Source organism: Paenibacillus sp. GXUN7292 (genome assembly GCF_050864975.1).
Taxonomy (GTDB): domain Bacteria; phylum Bacillota; class Bacilli; order Paenibacillales; family Paenibacillaceae; genus Pristimantibacillus.
Genome location: NZ_JBOZWO010000016.1, coordinates 41,380 through 57,345 on the forward strand (window position 1 = coordinate 41,380; position 15,966 = coordinate 57,345).

The following is a 15,966-nucleotide window of genomic DNA, read 5'->3' on the forward strand; positions in this document are numbered from 1 at the left end:
AGCCGACCGAAGTTCATGCAAAGGAGGGTGTCTAATGCTTGAACAGGCTAGAACTGCGCTCAAACAAATATATGGCTATGATTCTTTTCGTAAGGGCCAAGAACAAATTATTGAAAGTGTTTTGCAGTATGAAGATGTGCTTGCGATACTGCCGACCGGAGCAGGAAAGTCTATTTGCTATCAAATACCTTCGGTGCTGCTGCCTGGAACGACGCTGGTTATTTCGCCGCTAATATCGCTGATGAAGGACCAGGTAGACAGTCTAAGGCGAGTAGGGGTCAGCTGCGCTTATTTGAACAGCTCTCTGACAGCCGCGGAATATCGTTCAGTAATTGAACATGCCATTCAAGGGGAATACAAGCTGCTTTATATAGCACCCGAGCGTTTGGATGCCCCATTATTTCAACAGCTGCTCGATCAATTGCATATACCGCTTATTGCTATAGACGAAGCCCATTGCGTATCGCAGTGGGGCCATGATTTTCGCCCAAGCTATCGCCAATTGGCTGCTCGCATAGGACAATTGCAGCAGCGGCCAGGCATCGCGGCGTTTACAGCTACGGCGACTCCTGAGGTAGCGCGGGATATAAGCAGTATGCTTCGCCTGACAGAGCCGAAAATTTATGTTACTGGCTTCGCTCGTCCAAACCTGAGCCTGTCAATTGCAAATGCTGATGATAAGGAACGCTATTTGCGCAGCTTTGTGATGGAGCGAAAGAATAGCAGCGGTATAATTTATACGGCTACCCGCAAAGAGACTGAGGCTGTTTATGATAGGCTGATCAGTTGGGGGATTGAAGCCAGCAAATATCATGGCGGCATGAGTGATCGTGACCGCGAGACGTCGCAGGAGCAATTTCGGTTTGGCCAAGTAGCTGTAATGGTTGCAACAAATGCTTTTGGCATGGGTATAGACAAGCCTGATGTGCGATACGTCATCCACTGGCAAATGCCAGGCGATGTGGAATCGTATTACCAGGAAGCAGGCCGGGCAGGGCGTGACGGAGAGGAAAGTGATTGCGTGCTGCTGTTCAGCGCTTCTGATATTCGCATACAGCGCTTCCTTATCGAGCAAGGCACCGGAGAAACTGAGCATAAGGCGATGCAGCAGGCGAAGCTGAATACAATGATTAATTACTGCCGGACAGAAAGATGCCTGCAGCAGTTTATAGCTGATTACTTCGGCGAATCTGCGGTTGAGCCTTGCGGCAAATGCAGCAACTGCCTGGACGAAAGTGAATCTGCCAATCGGACGGAGGAGGCCAGAATGGCTCTTTCCTGCGTAGGCAGAATGCGCGGCCGTTTCGGAGTGACGATGGTAGCCAAAGTTCTTAAAGGATCACGCGATAAAAAGCTGCTGCAGCTAAGACTGGACGAGCTAAGCACTTATGGGCTGATGCGGCATGTATCCGAAAAGGAAATTACAAATTGGATCTATTGGCTAATTGCAGAAGGCTATTTGCGCCTTAGCGAGGGTCAATATCCGACCGTAGCGCTTACAGCCGCTGCGTTGCCGGTGTTGGAGGGCCGAAAGTCCGTCCATCAGCGCACCTCCGCAGTTATAAAGCATGCTGTCAGCACGGCTGCAGCAACGCCTGCGTTTGAAGCGCTTAGAAGCTGGCGTAAAGATCGGGCAGCGGAGGAGCAGGTTCCGCCGTTTATTATTTTTTCAGATGCTACGCTCAGGGAAATTGCCGCAGCGCTTCCCGGTTCGTTGGAAGATCTGCTCGGCATCAAAGGGATTGGAGAAGCAAAGGCGTTTAAATATGGTCCTTCCTTGCTGCCGCTAATAGCACAGCTTGGCTCCGCAGAAGGCAGCAGAACCCAGTCTTTGCCTATTTCGGGTGCTCAGCGAATTGGAGTCACTCCGGCTATGGCTGGACAGGCAAAAGAAAGTATGAGCGACCCAGACAATGCAACTAGCCAAAGTCATGTATTATCTTTGCAAATGTTTAATAACGGAACAGAACTGTCTCAAATTGCAGAAGCCAGAGGCTTGTCTTTGGCCACAGTGGAAAATCATTTGCTGCGCTGTTCAGAAGAAGGCTGCAAGCTCGAATGGGGCAGGCTTTTGACAACTGAACAGGAGATTCTAATTATAAAGGCTGTACATGATCTGCAAACAGACAAGCTGAAACAGCTGAAAGAAAATCTGCCAGAGGATATTACCTATTTTCATATTAAGGCAGCCTTGCAAAAGGCAAGAGAAGAGCAATAATGGCAGGGCAACAGCTTATTGTAACGCTTTATTTGAAAAAAAATATGATTCTGATAAACTACAAGTAGATGTGATTAGAACATAGGAGGAATAAAAATGGGAAATGCAATGCTATTTTTACACGTTTTAGGAGCAGTAGGAATGGGCTTCTATTTAGTTATGCCGTTTTTGATCGGCAGAGCTACCAAGCTTGCAGGCGGCGGACAAGGCGGGCTTGCTGACGGCATGATTACAGCTAACCGTTTTGCTCAATATTTTCTTGTTTTGCAACTGCTTACAGGCGGGTACTTGATTTCCAAGGCAGAGTATTCTGTTTTGTGGATGGTACTGATTGTTGTATTGTTCCTTGCCATTGCAGCAGTTGGCGGAATTATGGCCAAACCGCTTAAAGGCATTAAAGCTGCTATCGAGAGCGGCCAAAGCGCAACAGCTAATATTAACAAGGCTCGTACTATGAGCTATATCGTTTGGGTTTTATTTATTTTAATTCTAGTATTTATGAAATATCCAATGTATAGATAAGACATAAGAAAGTCCAGTCCAGACAGTTATGGGAGAAGCTGCTGGATAAGATATCAGCTAGCTTTAGCAAAGGCGTAGCAGAGGATTAGGGGGATCAGATCGTGCAACAATCATCACCGGATATTGTAACATTTGGAGAAACTATGGCGCTGTTTATGCCGGAATCGCACAAAGCCATTGAACGCTCTACTACTCTTGAGCAAGGCTTCGGGGGAGCGGAGAGCAATGTCGCTATCGGACTTGCCAGACTGGGCGTTTCAGTCGGCTGGTTCGGAGCTCTCGGCAATGACCCATTCGGTACTATCATTGTAAAAACCTTGCGCGGCGAAGGGGTTGACACCTCGCGCGTAATTCGCAGCAGTGAAGCTTCAACTGGCATGATGTTCCGAGAGCATATAGCTGGCAGAATGGCGGTTCATTACTTCCGCAAGCATTCCGCTGCAAGCCGTATGCAGCCAGAGGATTTGGATGAGGAGTATATTAAAGGCGCGAAGCTGCTGCATATTACTGGCATCACGGCAGCACTGAGCGAGAATTGCCGCCAAACCGTCACAAGAGCGATAAAAATTGCGAAGGAAGCTGGCGTCAAAATCAGCTTCGATCCTAATTTGCGCCTTAAGCTGTGGTCCATTGAAGCTGCACGCGATGCATTGCTCCCGCTAGCTGCAGAGGCGGATTATTTCCTGCCGGGCTGGGATGAGCTGAAGCTGCTGTACAATACGGAAGATTACGAGGCCGTCAAGGAGCAGCTTAGAAAGCTTAAGGCCGTTTCTATTATTAAAGGCAAAGATGACGCGACAATCGTGCTGGACAAGCATTCCGAACAGGCTGTTCCATTTTATAAGGCTGATCAGGTAATCGATACTGTAGGCGCAGGTGACGGATTTTGCGCAGGCTTCCTTGCAGGCATTTCCAAAGGCATGTCTGCTGTGGAAGCGGTTAGACTAGCAAGCATCAATGGCTCCTTAGTCGTTCAAATGCGCGGCGATTGGGAAGCTTTGCCGGAATGGTCCGTTGTAGAGCAATTATTATTAGATAAAGCTTGGGTGGAACGTTAACGATGACAGATCATTCCGCTTCAAAGGGGCAGCGGCGCCGTGAGGCAATTATGCAGCATCTGCGGCAGCATGGACGAATTACAATTCAAGAAATTGTTGAACTGTTTCAATGCTCCGAAGCTACTGCCCGCAGAGATTTGGACCAGCTAGGCAAAAGTCAGCCTATTATTAGAACGATGGGCGGAGCGCTTCATGAAGGGCTTGGAACGCTGAGAGAGCTTCCTTTCTCCGAGAAGGAGCGGCTGTCTATTCTTGAGAAGGAAAGAGTTGCACAGCTGGCTTCTTCGCTGATCAACGAAGGAGACATAGTCGGCTTATCTGGTGGAACGACCAACTTTCTGCTGGCCAAAATTTTAAAGCAGCGCAAAGGAATCACAGTCGTTACCAATGCTGTCAACATTGCCATGGAGCTGGCAGGCAGCAGCATTCAAGTCGTTGTGGCAGGCGGTATTATGCGTCATAACAGCTATGAGCTGTGCGGTCCTCTTGGAGAAGGAATGGTTGCCCAGCTGCATATTGCCAAAATGTTCATAGGTGTCGACGGCATTTCTGCAACGGGCGGCATTTCAAGCTACTCTGAGCAGGAAGCTCATACGGCCAAGGCTCTGATGAAACGCTCACAAGCAACCTTTGCTTTGTTCGACCATACGAAAATTGATCGCACGTCTCTATTTACGATTGCCCATTTGTCTGAGCTGCATGCCGTTTTAACGGATACAGCAGTCAAGGGTGAGCTTGCTGCGGCATTGACCGCTAATAAGGTGCGAATATATACTACGGATTAAAAGAAGGGGTGTTCCGAAAGCCTGGTTAAGGCTTTTGGGACACCCCTTCTTGATTCATTTGTTTATCCTTGAAATTTTACTTGGTAAAAATCGTGCGGCCCTGCACCCAGGTTTGCTGTACGTTATACTCATTGTCCAGCCATACCAAGTCTGCTCGTTTGCCCGTTTCAATGGACCCGGTTTGATCAAATATGCGCAGCTCGCGCGCCGGATTTCCGCTTGCCATACGGCTGATTTGATTCAAATGAAGGCTCGTATTATTCGCCAAATAGCGAATAGCTCTATTCATAGTCAGGCTGCTGCCAGCCAGTGCATTGCCTTCCGTCAAGCGTGCAGTGCCATTGCTGACTGTAACTGCCAGGCCGCCAAGCTGGTAATTGCCGTCCGGCATACCTGCTGCTTCAATAGCATCTGTTATAATAATAACTTTATCAAGCGGCTTTGCGCGCAGCATCAAATTGATAGCAGCAGGATGGACATGCTCGCCGTCCGCAATTATTTCACAATAAATGCGATCATCAGTCAGCACTGCACCTAGCGTGCCCGGCTCACGGTGATGAAGTCCACGCATTGCGTTGTACGTATGAACAGCGTGAGCAAGACCAGCATCAGCCGCAGCCTTCAGCTCGGCATAAACAGCGTCAGTATGCCCGCAAGCAACAATTATGCCTTGCTCGCTCAGCCATTTGATCGTTTCAATTGCTCCTGGCTTTTCAGGCGCCATCGTAAGCTGTTTGATTTGATCAGGCCAGTTGCTGTTCCATTCCTTCACCCATTCTACGGACGGGGGATGAATGAAGCTGGGATTTTGCGCGCCAGGCCACTTTTCACTAATAAAAGGCCCTTCCAAATGAACGCCGATAAGTTCAGTATAAGGCATCTCTGTACTGCGATATTCAGTTACTGCAGACAATACAGCTTCAATCGCTTCCTTGGAAGCGGTCATCGTCGTAGCAAGCATAGCCGTTGTTCCGTGAGCTGCATGGAAGGATGTAATAGCGTCGAAGCTTTCGCGATTCGCATTCATAAAGTCGCCGCCATTGCCGCCATGAACGTGAATGTCGATAAAGCCAGGCATAAGCAAGCCGCCGTTGCCATCAAGGACAGGCAGGTCCTTCTCATTTGCAAAGGAGGCATATTCCGATTCAGACAAAATGTGCTCAATTTTGCCGTCGGCAACTATGACAGCGCCTTTCGTAACAGCTTCCTCTTGAACGATTTGTACGTTGTTAATAATCCAGCTTGTAGTATTCGTAGTCATTAGACCAACATCCTTCCAGCTTCTCGATCCAAAAGTACAGTAACATTAGCATGCAATTGCAGCAATGAAGCAGGAACCTGAGTCGTGATCGGGCCTTGAAGAGCTTCCTTTACAATAGCAGCCTTGTCTGCTCCTCTGACGATAAGCAATATTTGCTTAGCTTTCATAATTGAACCGATTCCCATTGTCATTGCGTGCTTCGGCACCTCGTCGATTGAACTGAAGAAGCGTGCATTGGCTTGCAGCGTTTTGTCATCAAGCTTAACGACATGCGTTTTATTGGATAAAGAGGTATCAGGCTCATTAAAGGCGATATGACCATTATGTCCAAGTCCCAGTAATTGAATATCAAGCGGCTTCTCATCAAGCTTTCTCTCAAAGTTTGCGCATTCTTCTTCGGCATTTGGAGCCATTCCATCTAGCAAATGAATATGTTCAGCTTGCAAATCTACATGGGAGAATAAGTGCTTATGCATGAAAAAGGAGTAGCTCTGCTCATTGTCAGGAGTAACGCCAACATATTCGTCAAGATTAAACGTATAGGCATCTTTGAAGCTGACTTTACCTTCTTTATAGCTTTCAACAAGATTATTATAAAGTCCGATTGGGGTTGATCCCGTTGCGAGACCTAGAACAGCATCTTTTTTGCGAGCAAGCAATTGTATAAAAATATTTGCTGCATATTCATCCAGCTGCAGCTGTGAATCGAAAATTCTAATTTCCATGTCGTAATACCTCCAGCGAAATGTTGTTAGTTCGAAATGAAGAAGCTTTTTGCCTAAAGGTGAACAATTCTTTCTTCCTCTATGAATAGTTTAATCCAATTAGAGAAAATGCACAATAAAATGATTGAAATAATCATTTTGATGAATGTAAAAATCAAAGACTTTGAAAATACTTCTTTCTACAAACTAATGATAGGGCTTGAAACAAGCATGAAAGGGAATTATATGCTATGCTTAAATAAGAAATCATGAGAATTATGAGAGCATATAAATGTATAATTTGGACAGCTGGAATCGGAGGGATGCGGCTTGAGCGAGCAGCAGATGGCTATAACAGCCAAAAGAAAAGCAGAGCATATTCGAATCTGCTTGCAGGAACAGGTTAACAGCAACGGGATTTTAACAGGCTTTGAACAATATAGATTTAAGCACAACGCATTGCCCGAGCTGGCCTTTGATCAAATATCGCTGGAAACAAGCTGGCTGGGCTATCCATTAAAAGCGCCGTTATTGGTCAGTTCCATGACCGGCGGCACGGATGAAGCGGGAGCCATTAATCGCAGGCTGGCCATTGCGGCCGAGGAGAGAGGCTGGGCAATCGGGCTGGGCTCGATGCGCGCTGCCCTGGAGGATGAAGCGCTGGCCGCATCGTTCTATATTCGCAAGGAGGCGCCTTCCGTACCGATTATTGCCAATGTCGGAGCCGTTCAGTTGAATTACGGTTTTCAGACGGATACATGCCGCAAAGCTGTGGATATATCGCAAGCTGATGCGCTTGTTCTGCATCTAAACAGCATGCAGGAGGTTTTTCAGCCGGAAGGCGATACGGATTTTAGCAGCCTGTTAGTTAAAATTGAAAAGCTTTGCGCTGCGCTGGACATTCCGGTAGGGGTAAAGGAAGTAGGCTGGGGAATAGATGGAGCTGCTGCGAGTAAACTATATGAAGCTGGCGTTTCCTTTATCGATGTTGCCGGCGCAGGCGGAACGTCTTGGAGCCAGGTAGAAAAATATCGCACGAACGACCCGATGCGCAGGCTGGCAGCAGAAGCCTTCGCTGATTGGGGCATTCCAACAACAGCATGCATTGCTGAAGTAAGGCAAGCAGTGCCGGAGGCGACAATTATAGCAAGCGGCGGGCTTCATACAGGCGTTGACGCTGCCAAGGCGATTGCGCTGGGAGCTAATTTGGCCGGCTTTGGCAGAGCGCTTCTGCCGCAGGCTGCACAGGGAGATTCGCAATGGTCTGTCCAGCAATTAATTGCGCAATTTGAGCGTATCGAATTTGAACTGCATGCAGCGATGTTTGGAATAGGAGCAGGGACAATAGAAGAGCTTCAGCTGACGAGCAGGCTGCAACGTTATATATAGAAAGATATGAAGGACGATTTAGGACAAGGAGCGGGCTTAGGCAATGAAACCATGGTATGAACAAAGCTTTGGCAAAGATTATATGATTGTATATAAGCATAGAGATTGGGAGCAAGCAGATCGCGAGGTGGCCAAGATGGCTGCTTGGCTTGATCTTCCCAATCATGCCAAAGTGCTTGATATTGGCTGCGGGATGGGCCGGCATGCAGTAGCATTGGCGGCTTGCGGCTATCAAGTAACGGGGGTAGATTTATCTGATACTTTATTGGCGGAAGCAAAAGAAAACGATGATGAGAAAGAAATCGAATGGATGCATGGCGATATGCGAAGCTTACCTTTTGAGGATGGGAGCTTTGATGCGACGTTGAACTTATTTACTTCCTTCGGTTATTTTTCAGCTGAAAGTGATAATATTGCTGTTATGCGGCAAATTCGCCGTGTACTAAAGCCAAACGGTCTCTTTCTTATCGATTTTTTAAATCCTGATTATATTGTACAGCATTTGATTCCTTATTCGGAGCGATTTGAGCCGGAGCATGGGGTACATATAGAAGAAGTCCGTTCGATTCGAGACGGCTGGGTTCAAAAGGAAATAACCGTTTATGAGCCGGGCAAACGCGATAAGGCGCGTCAGTATTTGGAGCGGGTTCGACTCTATTCGCTGGACTGGTTCGAGCAGCAGTTCAAGCATTTGGATTTAAGACTGGAACAGCTGTACGGCGATTATGACGGCTCGGCCTACAAAGCGGGCTCCTCCAAAAGGATGATTATGGTGGGCAAGTCATGCTGAGCGCTGTTACGGAATTACATCATAATTGGAAGCTTGTTAAAGTGCCGCTGCCGTTTTCTTTGAAGTGGGTGAACAGTTATATCATTCCTGACAGCAGCGGCTATACGATCATAGACCCCGGTCTGCGGACAGATGAAGCAATTGGACTGTGGGAGAAAGTGCTTGAATATCTGAACATAGAATGGCATGAAATAAAGATGATTATCGTTACTCATCAGCATCCCGATCATTATGGTTTAGCTGGATTTATGCAGGAACGATCAGCAGCGCCCGTATTTATGTCCAGCCGTGCGCATCAATATGCCCGCAGACTATGGGGGACTGAAGCGGAAAGCGATTATAACGACGCACTGCTAGCGCTGTTTGCCAAGCATGGCATGCCGCAGCATTTGTTGCAGGCGATTGACGAGAATCTTGGCGAGTTCCGCTCGAGAGTGCTTCCTCATCCGGAAGTTACTTATATTCAAGCTGGCGATACCATTACGTTTGGAGATCGGCAGTGGCTGCTGATTGATGCGCCCGGCCATGCTTTTGGTCAATTGTGCTTATTTAATGAGAAAGAGCAAATCATGTTCTGCGGCGATCAAGTGTTGGACCGGATCACGCCCAACATAAGTATTGTGCCAGGCGAGGAGCAGGACCCTCTGCATTGCTTTTTAACGAGTCTCGAGCAGTTGAAGCAGTATAAGGTTCGTCTGGCATTGCCCGGACATAGAGATCCTATTGTAAACTTTGCTGAACGCATTGAACAACTGCAGCAGCATCATGCCAGAAGATTGGATAAAATGCTTGAGCAGCTGCAGGCAGGCAGCTATACTGCGTTTGAGTGCTGCGAGCTGTCCTTTGGCAGCCATCTGCGGCAAAATGCTCATAACTTGCGTTTTGCCATGGCGGAAACGCTCGCGCACCTGGTCTACCTGGAGATCAGGAAGGAAATCGTAAGCGAGCTAAGCGATGAGCAAATTATTTATTATACATCTGTCAAATAAAATGTGCTCTGCAAGTGCTTTGTAAGCCCGGCTAAATCTAAATAGCCGGGCTTTTTTTAATGTAATGAACATCAGCTCCCGACAGCCTCACTAGTTGGTCGGACGTTCCGTTATTACCCCCATAATCGCTGTTCTGAGGAAGCAAAGTGACAGACGTTCCGTTAAAGGACAAAAAAGTCGGGTATATGTGTTGAAAATGCCCCCTTAAAGGAACCTCTGTCCGTGAAAAGTAAAAAACATCGTTTTTTGGACGATTAACGGAACGAGTGTCCACGGGGAGACAGAAGGATGGGATAAACTGTTGGCATCTGTTATCAGAAGAGGCGAATGCACTATTTTTACACATAATAATAGAAATATACAAATATATATTGCGTCATATATAAATATATGTTACATATTAAATAACAAGTTTGCTTCATATATAGCATTTAATCAAAGAAAAAGTGTATCGAATTATCATTTTGTTTAATTTTGTTTAAATATGTGGACAAAAAGAACAGGAGTGTTGGTCATGGAGAGAGAGCTGGCATTGGAAATTGTAAGGGTTACTGAGCTTGCTGCGCTAGCATCGGCGCCGTGGATGGGAAGAGGCGATAAAAATAGTGCGGATGGAGCAGCTACCTCGGCTATGCGTTCGATGTTTGATTCTGTCTCAATTCAGGGCACTGTAGTGATTGGGGAAGGGGAAATGGATGAGGCGCCAATGCTTTATATTGGCGAGCAAGTAGGCAATATGATAGGACCGGAGGTAGATGTAGCTGTCGATCCTTTGGAAGGGACAGAGATTGTGGCCAAGGGGCTCAACAATGCAATGTCGGTTATTGCTGTTGCCGGCAGAGGCCAGCTGCTGCATGCTCCTGATATGTATATGGAGAAGCTGGCCTGCGGTCCTGCCCTAGTAGGCAAGTTAAGTATTGCAGACCCTATTGAGAAAACATTGCAAAAGGCTGCTGAGACATTGCATAAAAAGGTGTCGGATTTAACTGTTATGATTTTGGACCGACCAAGGCACGAGACTCTTATTAAGCAGCTGCGTAAAATTGGCGTGCGAATCAAGTTTTTAACGGATGGAGATGTGGCGGGGGCTATGGCTCCGGCATTTCCGGAAGCAGGCATTGATTTATATGTTGGCTCCGGCGGCGCTCCGGAAGGCGTGCTGGCAGCAGCTGCGCTCAAATGTCTGGGGGGCGAGCTGCAAGCAAGACTGATGCCTGCGGATGGGTCGGAATATGAACGCTGCTTGAAGATGGGGATTGAAGAGCCTTACCGTGTGCTTACTATGGATGATATGATCGGCACGGAGGATGTTATTTTTGCAGCGACCGGAGTTACGCCAGGTGAGTTTTTGGGAGGAGTCCAATACTTTTCCGACGAGCGGGCAGAGACCCATTCTATTGTGATGAGAGCGAAAACTAGAACGATTCGGTTCATACGCTCCATTCACTATTTGCCCAATAAATCGTTGTTGCTGCAAAACCAGGAAATTAAAGATGACAGAGAAACTAAACATAATAGAAATGCAATAGATGCAATAGATGCAATAGATGCAATAGATGCCAAAGATGCCGAAGATGCTGTAATTCAACAAGGATAGCAGCAGTGATCGCAGCAAAGAATCAAGTAAAGAAAACACTTAAGAAATATGCATAAGCTTTTAGATTATGATACACTAGAGGAACAAATGTTCTATTCATGTGAGATCATAATAAGGAGCTATTATGACTGAACTATATACTATTTCACTATCGGTAAGACAATTGGCGGAGCATGTTTATCGCAGCGGCAGTATCGATATCCGCTCTAATGCGCTGAATGCGCTGCAGGAGGGAACAATCGCACATCAGCGTGTCCAAGGATCCTATAAGGCGCAGGATGAGAAAGAGCGCTATTTGAAGACGACTGTGGAGATTGAAGATGAGCTGTTGTTTATTATCGATGGGCGCTGCGACGGCTTGCTTGCTACAGAACCGGCTACAATTGATGAGATTAAGTCGACAAATGGGAATTTGGAGCTTATTGAAGAAAATACATATCCTGTTCATTGGGCGCAAGCGATTTGCTATGCCTATATGTTTGCCAAGGAGCAAGATGCGGCCTCTATGCTCGTTCAGCTTACCTACGTCCAGAAGGAAAGCAAGCTGGAGCGCAGATTTGTACGCGAAATGTCATATGAAGAGCTGAAAGCATTTTTTCTGGATCTCATCCAAAGCTATATGCCCTTCGCCAAGCTGCAGCGATCACATAATGAGAAAAGAAATTCAAGTGCTGCAGCATTAACTTTCCCGTTTGATTCTTACCGGTCAGGACAGCGAAAGCTGGCGGGTGCAGTATATAGAACGATCGAAGAAGGCGTGCGTTTGCTTGCAAGAGCGCCGACTGGCACAGGCAAGACGATCTCAACCTTGTTCCCTGCGATAAAAGCGATCAGCAGCGGGCTGCTGGAGCGTATTTTTTATTTGACGGCACGCACTACAACGAGAGTGGCAGCTGAGTCTGCGCTATTGCAATTGAAAGCGGGAGGTCTTTATTTGCACGCGGTTACTTTAACCGCCAAGGAAAAAATATGCTTCCAGGACGAGGTACGCTGTGAGAAGGAGCATTGTCCTTTCGCGAACGGCTACTACGATCGCATCAATGGAGCCGTACTTGACATATTGACGAATGAAACGATTATGACCCGTCCTATTATTGAGCAGTATGCTTATAAACATCAGGTGTGCCCCTTTGAGTATTCATTGGATATTGCTTATGCAGCGGATGCGGTTATTTGCGACTATAATTATATATTCGACCCGCGTATTTCATTAAAGCGGCAGTATGCAGAAATGAAAAAAAAGACAGCGCTGCTTATAGACGAAGCGCATAATCTTGTAGACCGTGCTCGTGAAATGTATTCTGCGGAGCTGAGGAAGGCGCCATTTCTGGCATTGCAGCGCGAACTGAAGGGCGTGCATGCGGAAGGCTATGCAGCTGCAAAAGCCGTTAATCAGTTTTTTATTGCGCTGCGCAAGGAAAGCGAGAATTCCATAACGATTTCATCGCAGCTGCCGAGTGAGCTGGTGGAACTGGCAGAGGCTTTCGTGCATGCTGCGGAAGCAGCCCTGTCCAGCGGGATTGGATCCAATAGAAATGAAGCAGAACAGGGAGGCAGTCAGCTGCTGGATGCATATTTTGCCGCGCAGCAGTTTGTCCGAACGGCAAAGCTGTTTGATGAGCGTTATGTGGCTTATTCAGAGCTAGGCAGAAATGAAGTAACCTTAAAGCTGTTTTGCATGGACCCTTCAGCAATGCTGCGCCAAATGGGTAAAGGCTATCGTTCCCATATCTATTTCTCTGCTACGCTTTCGCCGTTGTCCTATTACATGGACATGCTCGGAGCTGAGGAGAAGGATTATACGTTGTCGCTGCCGTCGCCTTTTTCCAAAGAGCAGCTGGAGGTAGAGATCGTTCCTTTATCGACGCGCTATCATGATAGGGAAGCTTCTTATGAGCCGATTGCTAGGTTGCTTAAACGAACGCTGGCAGCGAGGCTGGGCAACTTTCTTGCCTTTTTCCCTTCATATGCTTATATGAATGCTGTCCATGAGGCATATATGGAACTGACAAATGCAGAGCATAGTGACGAAGTCATAATGCTGCAAACCGCAAGCATGTCTGAGGAGGAGCGGGAGCATTTTCTTGCTTCCTTTCAAGCAGGCAATACGCGCCCTCTAATTGGCTTTGCCGTTATGGGAGGCATATTCTCCGAAGGCATTGACTTAATCGGAGATCGTCTATCCGGTGTAGCTGTCATAGGAGTAGGGCTGCCTCAGTTAGGTACAGAACGCAATTTATTGCGTGATTATTTCAATAGGCAAGGAAAGAACGGCTATGACTATTCCTATGTTATACCCGGCATGAATAAGGTGCAGCAGGCCGGAGGCAGATTGATCCGCTCTGAGACTGACCGTGGCATGCTTTTATTAATAGATGACCGCTATTTGCTTCCAAGCTACCAGCAGCTATTGCCGGAGGAATGGAGACGCTGAACAGCTGTCTATGCTTTGTGTTGGCAAATCCTGATTTGTGGAACGATCTGTGCCAACAAATAAAAAGATCGTCTCTCTCGACCTGATAAGCAGGCGGAGAGGCGATCTTTTATTTGTAGTAGAACTGAACATGTACTCACGCGCTAAAGCTAACTGCATTTCATGTACTTAGATTTAAGTAATTCGGCTTTTTTGCGATTCTAAGGGGAAAAACTACATCTAGTTTGGCGCGTTTCGCACTATATCGGGTAATTCAATGAAACTAGATGCATGAAATACATGTAGAACCGTTTATTCGGTAAAAAAGGAGAAACTAGATACATGAAATGCATTTAGTTCCTTGTTGGGGCCAAAAAGCAAAAACTAGCTACCTGAAATGTATATAGATTCTTTTTTTGACCAAAAGAAGAAAGCAATTATTAGTCAAGCGGCGGTGTTGTTACGCCTTCCAGCTCAGCCTGTCTGCGGTGTGCCATGCGGCTAGCGGCAGAGGCGGCAATAGCGCCTACGATATCATCAAGGAAAGTGTGCACATGCTGGCCGTTTTTCGCATTTAAGTGTACAAGGATGCCAGGCTTCACTTTGTCGATATAGCCAAAATTAGTAAACCCGATGCTGCCGTAAACATTAACAATGGACAACGCCAATATTTCATCGCAGCCATATAAACTTTCATCATTTTTAATCATAGCTTGTAGCGGTGCCATCAGCTTGCCTTCTTCAGCTAAAATATCAAGCTGAATACCTGTCAAAACAGCATTTTGCACCTCGCGCTTTGATAGGACGGCATCCACATGCACGGTGCACATTTCTGGTGTAAGTCCAGGGAAATAGTCTTTTTGCAGAAAATGGACAAGCTCAGCAATCGCTGTTTTTGTTACTCCTCTTTGTTCAAGCAGCTCATAAGTAGCTGCAGCAACCTCTTTGCTATTCAACATATACTTTGCAGATTCACTCATTGTAAATCCCCCTCATTTTTTAATGGACAAATTGGTCTAAAACAGGGAAGGGCTCGTATACATATTACTACAAATAAGGAATTGTACAAAGCCGACAGGCAAAAATTGATTGGGGAGGATACACGATTATGATGCAGAACAAGTGGATTCGCCGCACAGCGCTTACAGCTGTGCTGGTGTTGCCGGTACTAGTAGCTGGGTGTGGCATTTGGAACAAGGGGAGTAAGGAAATTGACCCGCCGCAGGTGGAACTCGAGGATCAGCAGGAGGATGGAGCAAAATCAACGCTTGGAGCTGTCGACGTGGAAAATATGGAGGGAGCAGAGAATATAACGGTGTACCTGCAGGATCGCAACGGTTATTTGGCGCCTGTTTCCTTGCCTGCAGTACTGGGCTCTGAGGAGGAAGCTGGCCAGAGAGTGCTGGAGATGATGGTTGATAACGGCACATATGCAAACGTATTGCCTGAAGATTTCCGGGCGATGATTCCGCAAGGAACGCAAGTGCTAGAATATGAGCATAATCCGGAAACGCATATTGTAAAGGTTGATTTCTCAGAATCCTTTGCTGATTATAACAGCCAGGATGAGCGTGCTATTGTAGAATCTATCACTTGGGCGCTTACTTCATTACCGGATGTGCAAGGCGTAGAAATTTATCATGAGGGCGAAAGATTAGCTGAGATGCCTGCAAGCGGGATGCCGCTGGATCAAGTATTAACAAGAGAAATGGGCATTAATTTGGAGCTTGCAAATGGTGTTAATTATACAAATTCTTATCCGGTAACGTTATATTTTTCTTCGATGACTTATTATGACGAGCAATATTACGTGCCTGTAACCCGCTTGATTAATCGCTCTGATTCTACCGTGCATGCTGCTATGGAAGAGCTGATAGCAGGTCCTTTAAACAAAAAAGAACTTATTTCGGTTATAATGCCGGGTGTTGAAGTATTGAGCATAGAGGAAAAGGACGGTGTTGTAACGATCGACCTGGAGGACAGCACTTATGCGAGCGACAAGCCAGCTCCGTCTGAAATGCTTGAGGCGGTCGTCTTGTCATTGACGGAAAACACGGACGCCCAGGCTGTTCAAATCAAGCTGAACGGGCAAACAGACGTTGTTGATGACCGCAACCAGATTTATAGCAAACCGGTCAACAAGCCGTTGCATGTAAACAAGATTAAATCTTAACCCCTCTAATGCCAAAGCTGCGCAACTGACGCAGCTTTGGCTCTTTTTTTGCCCGATTGCTTCAGAA

General features: G+C 46.7%; 13 protein-coding genes. 10 read left to right on the plus strand and 3 right to left on the minus strand.

From position 1 onward, the window contains the following. Positions 1-34 precede the first annotated feature (34 nt). From recQ to ACRRU2_RS14580, 4 genes are all read left to right on the plus strand, one after another. Positions 35-2,218 carry a DNA helicase RecQ gene (gene recQ, locus ACRRU2_RS14565; protein ID WP_432502657.1) on the plus strand — a complete coding sequence of 728 codons (2,184 nt, stop codon included), beginning with the start codon at positions 35-37 and terminating at the stop codon, positions 2,216-2,218. A 96-nt stretch (positions 2,219-2,314) separates the two neighbouring features. Continuing rightward, the gene (locus ACRRU2_RS14570) at positions 2,315-2,740 is read left to right on the plus strand and encodes a hypothetical protein (RefSeq protein WP_331697091.1); all 426 of its coding nucleotides are present in this window, start codon (positions 2,315-2,317) and stop codon (positions 2,738-2,740) included. Positions 2,741-2,841: 101 nt separating this feature from the next. After that, the gene (locus tag ACRRU2_RS14575) at positions 2,842-3,798 is read left to right on the plus strand and encodes a sugar kinase (RefSeq protein ID WP_432502659.1); all 957 of its coding nucleotides are present in this window, start codon (positions 2,842-2,844) and stop codon (positions 3,796-3,798) included. Between the two features lie 2 nt (positions 3,799-3,800). After that, positions 3,801-4,583, plus strand: coding sequence for a DeoR/GlpR family DNA-binding transcription regulator (locus tag ACRRU2_RS14580; protein WP_432502661.1), 783 nt, complete (start codon positions 3,801-3,803; stop codon positions 4,581-4,583). Between the two features lie 76 nt (positions 4,584-4,659). On the opposite strand, the gene nagA is transcribed toward ACRRU2_RS14580, so the two are convergent. After that, on the minus strand, positions 4,660-5,844 hold the full coding sequence (gene nagA, locus ACRRU2_RS14585) for an N-acetylglucosamine-6-phosphate deacetylase (protein ID WP_331697088.1): 1,185 nt from the start codon (positions 5,842-5,844) through the stop codon (positions 4,660-4,662). Continuing rightward, the gene (gene nagB / locus ACRRU2_RS14590; protein ID WP_432502664.1) at positions 5,844-6,569 is read right to left on the minus strand and encodes a glucosamine-6-phosphate deaminase; all 726 of its coding nucleotides are present in this window, start codon (positions 6,567-6,569) and stop codon (positions 5,844-5,846) included. The genes nagA and nagB overlap by 1 nt, the downstream gene beginning before the upstream one ends. A 324-nt stretch (positions 6,570-6,893) precedes the next feature. Here nagB and fni point away from each other — a divergent pair, with 324 nt between their 5' ends. From fni to ACRRU2_RS14615, 5 genes are all read left to right on the plus strand, one after another. Continuing rightward, entirely contained in the window at positions 6,894-7,937 is a 1,044-nt protein-coding gene (gene fni / locus ACRRU2_RS14595; protein WP_432502738.1) for a type 2 isopentenyl-diphosphate Delta-isomerase, read from the plus strand. Between the two features lie 43 nt (positions 7,938-7,980). Next, positions 7,981-8,727: a class I SAM-dependent methyltransferase gene (locus ACRRU2_RS14600; RefSeq protein WP_432502666.1), complete on the plus strand. Its 747-nt coding sequence runs from the start codon at positions 7,981-7,983 to the stop codon at positions 8,725-8,727. After that, a complete protein-coding gene (locus tag ACRRU2_RS14605; protein ID WP_432502668.1) occupies positions 8,721-9,716 on the plus strand; it encodes an MBL fold metallo-hydrolase in 996 nt (331 codons plus the stop codon). Before ACRRU2_RS14600 ends, ACRRU2_RS14605 begins: the two co-directional genes overlap by 7 nt. Positions 9,717-10,230: 514 nt before the next feature. Then, the gene (gene glpX / locus ACRRU2_RS14610; RefSeq protein WP_432502670.1) at positions 10,231-11,313 is read left to right on the plus strand and encodes a class II fructose-bisphosphatase; all 1,083 of its coding nucleotides are present in this window, start codon (positions 10,231-10,233) and stop codon (positions 11,311-11,313) included. 124 nt (positions 11,314-11,437) lie between these two features. Continuing rightward, positions 11,438-13,747, plus strand: coding sequence for an ATP-dependent DNA helicase (locus tag ACRRU2_RS14615; RefSeq protein WP_432502672.1), 2,310 nt, complete (start codon positions 11,438-11,440; stop codon positions 13,745-13,747). A gap of 419 nt (positions 13,748-14,166) precedes the next feature. Here ACRRU2_RS14615 and ACRRU2_RS14620 read toward each other — a convergent pair whose 3' ends face one another. Next, the gene (locus ACRRU2_RS14620) at positions 14,167-14,706 is read right to left on the minus strand and encodes a phosphatidylglycerophosphatase A family protein (RefSeq protein WP_331697082.1); all 540 of its coding nucleotides are present in this window, start codon (positions 14,704-14,706) and stop codon (positions 14,167-14,169) included. Between the two features lie 128 nt (positions 14,707-14,834). Here ACRRU2_RS14620 and ACRRU2_RS14625 point away from each other — a divergent pair, with 128 nt between their 5' ends. Beyond that, complete coding sequence (locus ACRRU2_RS14625) at positions 14,835-15,899, plus strand: GerMN domain-containing protein (RefSeq protein WP_432502675.1); 1,065 nt, start codon at positions 14,835-14,837, stop codon at positions 15,897-15,899. Positions 15,900-15,966 lie beyond the last annotated feature (67 nt).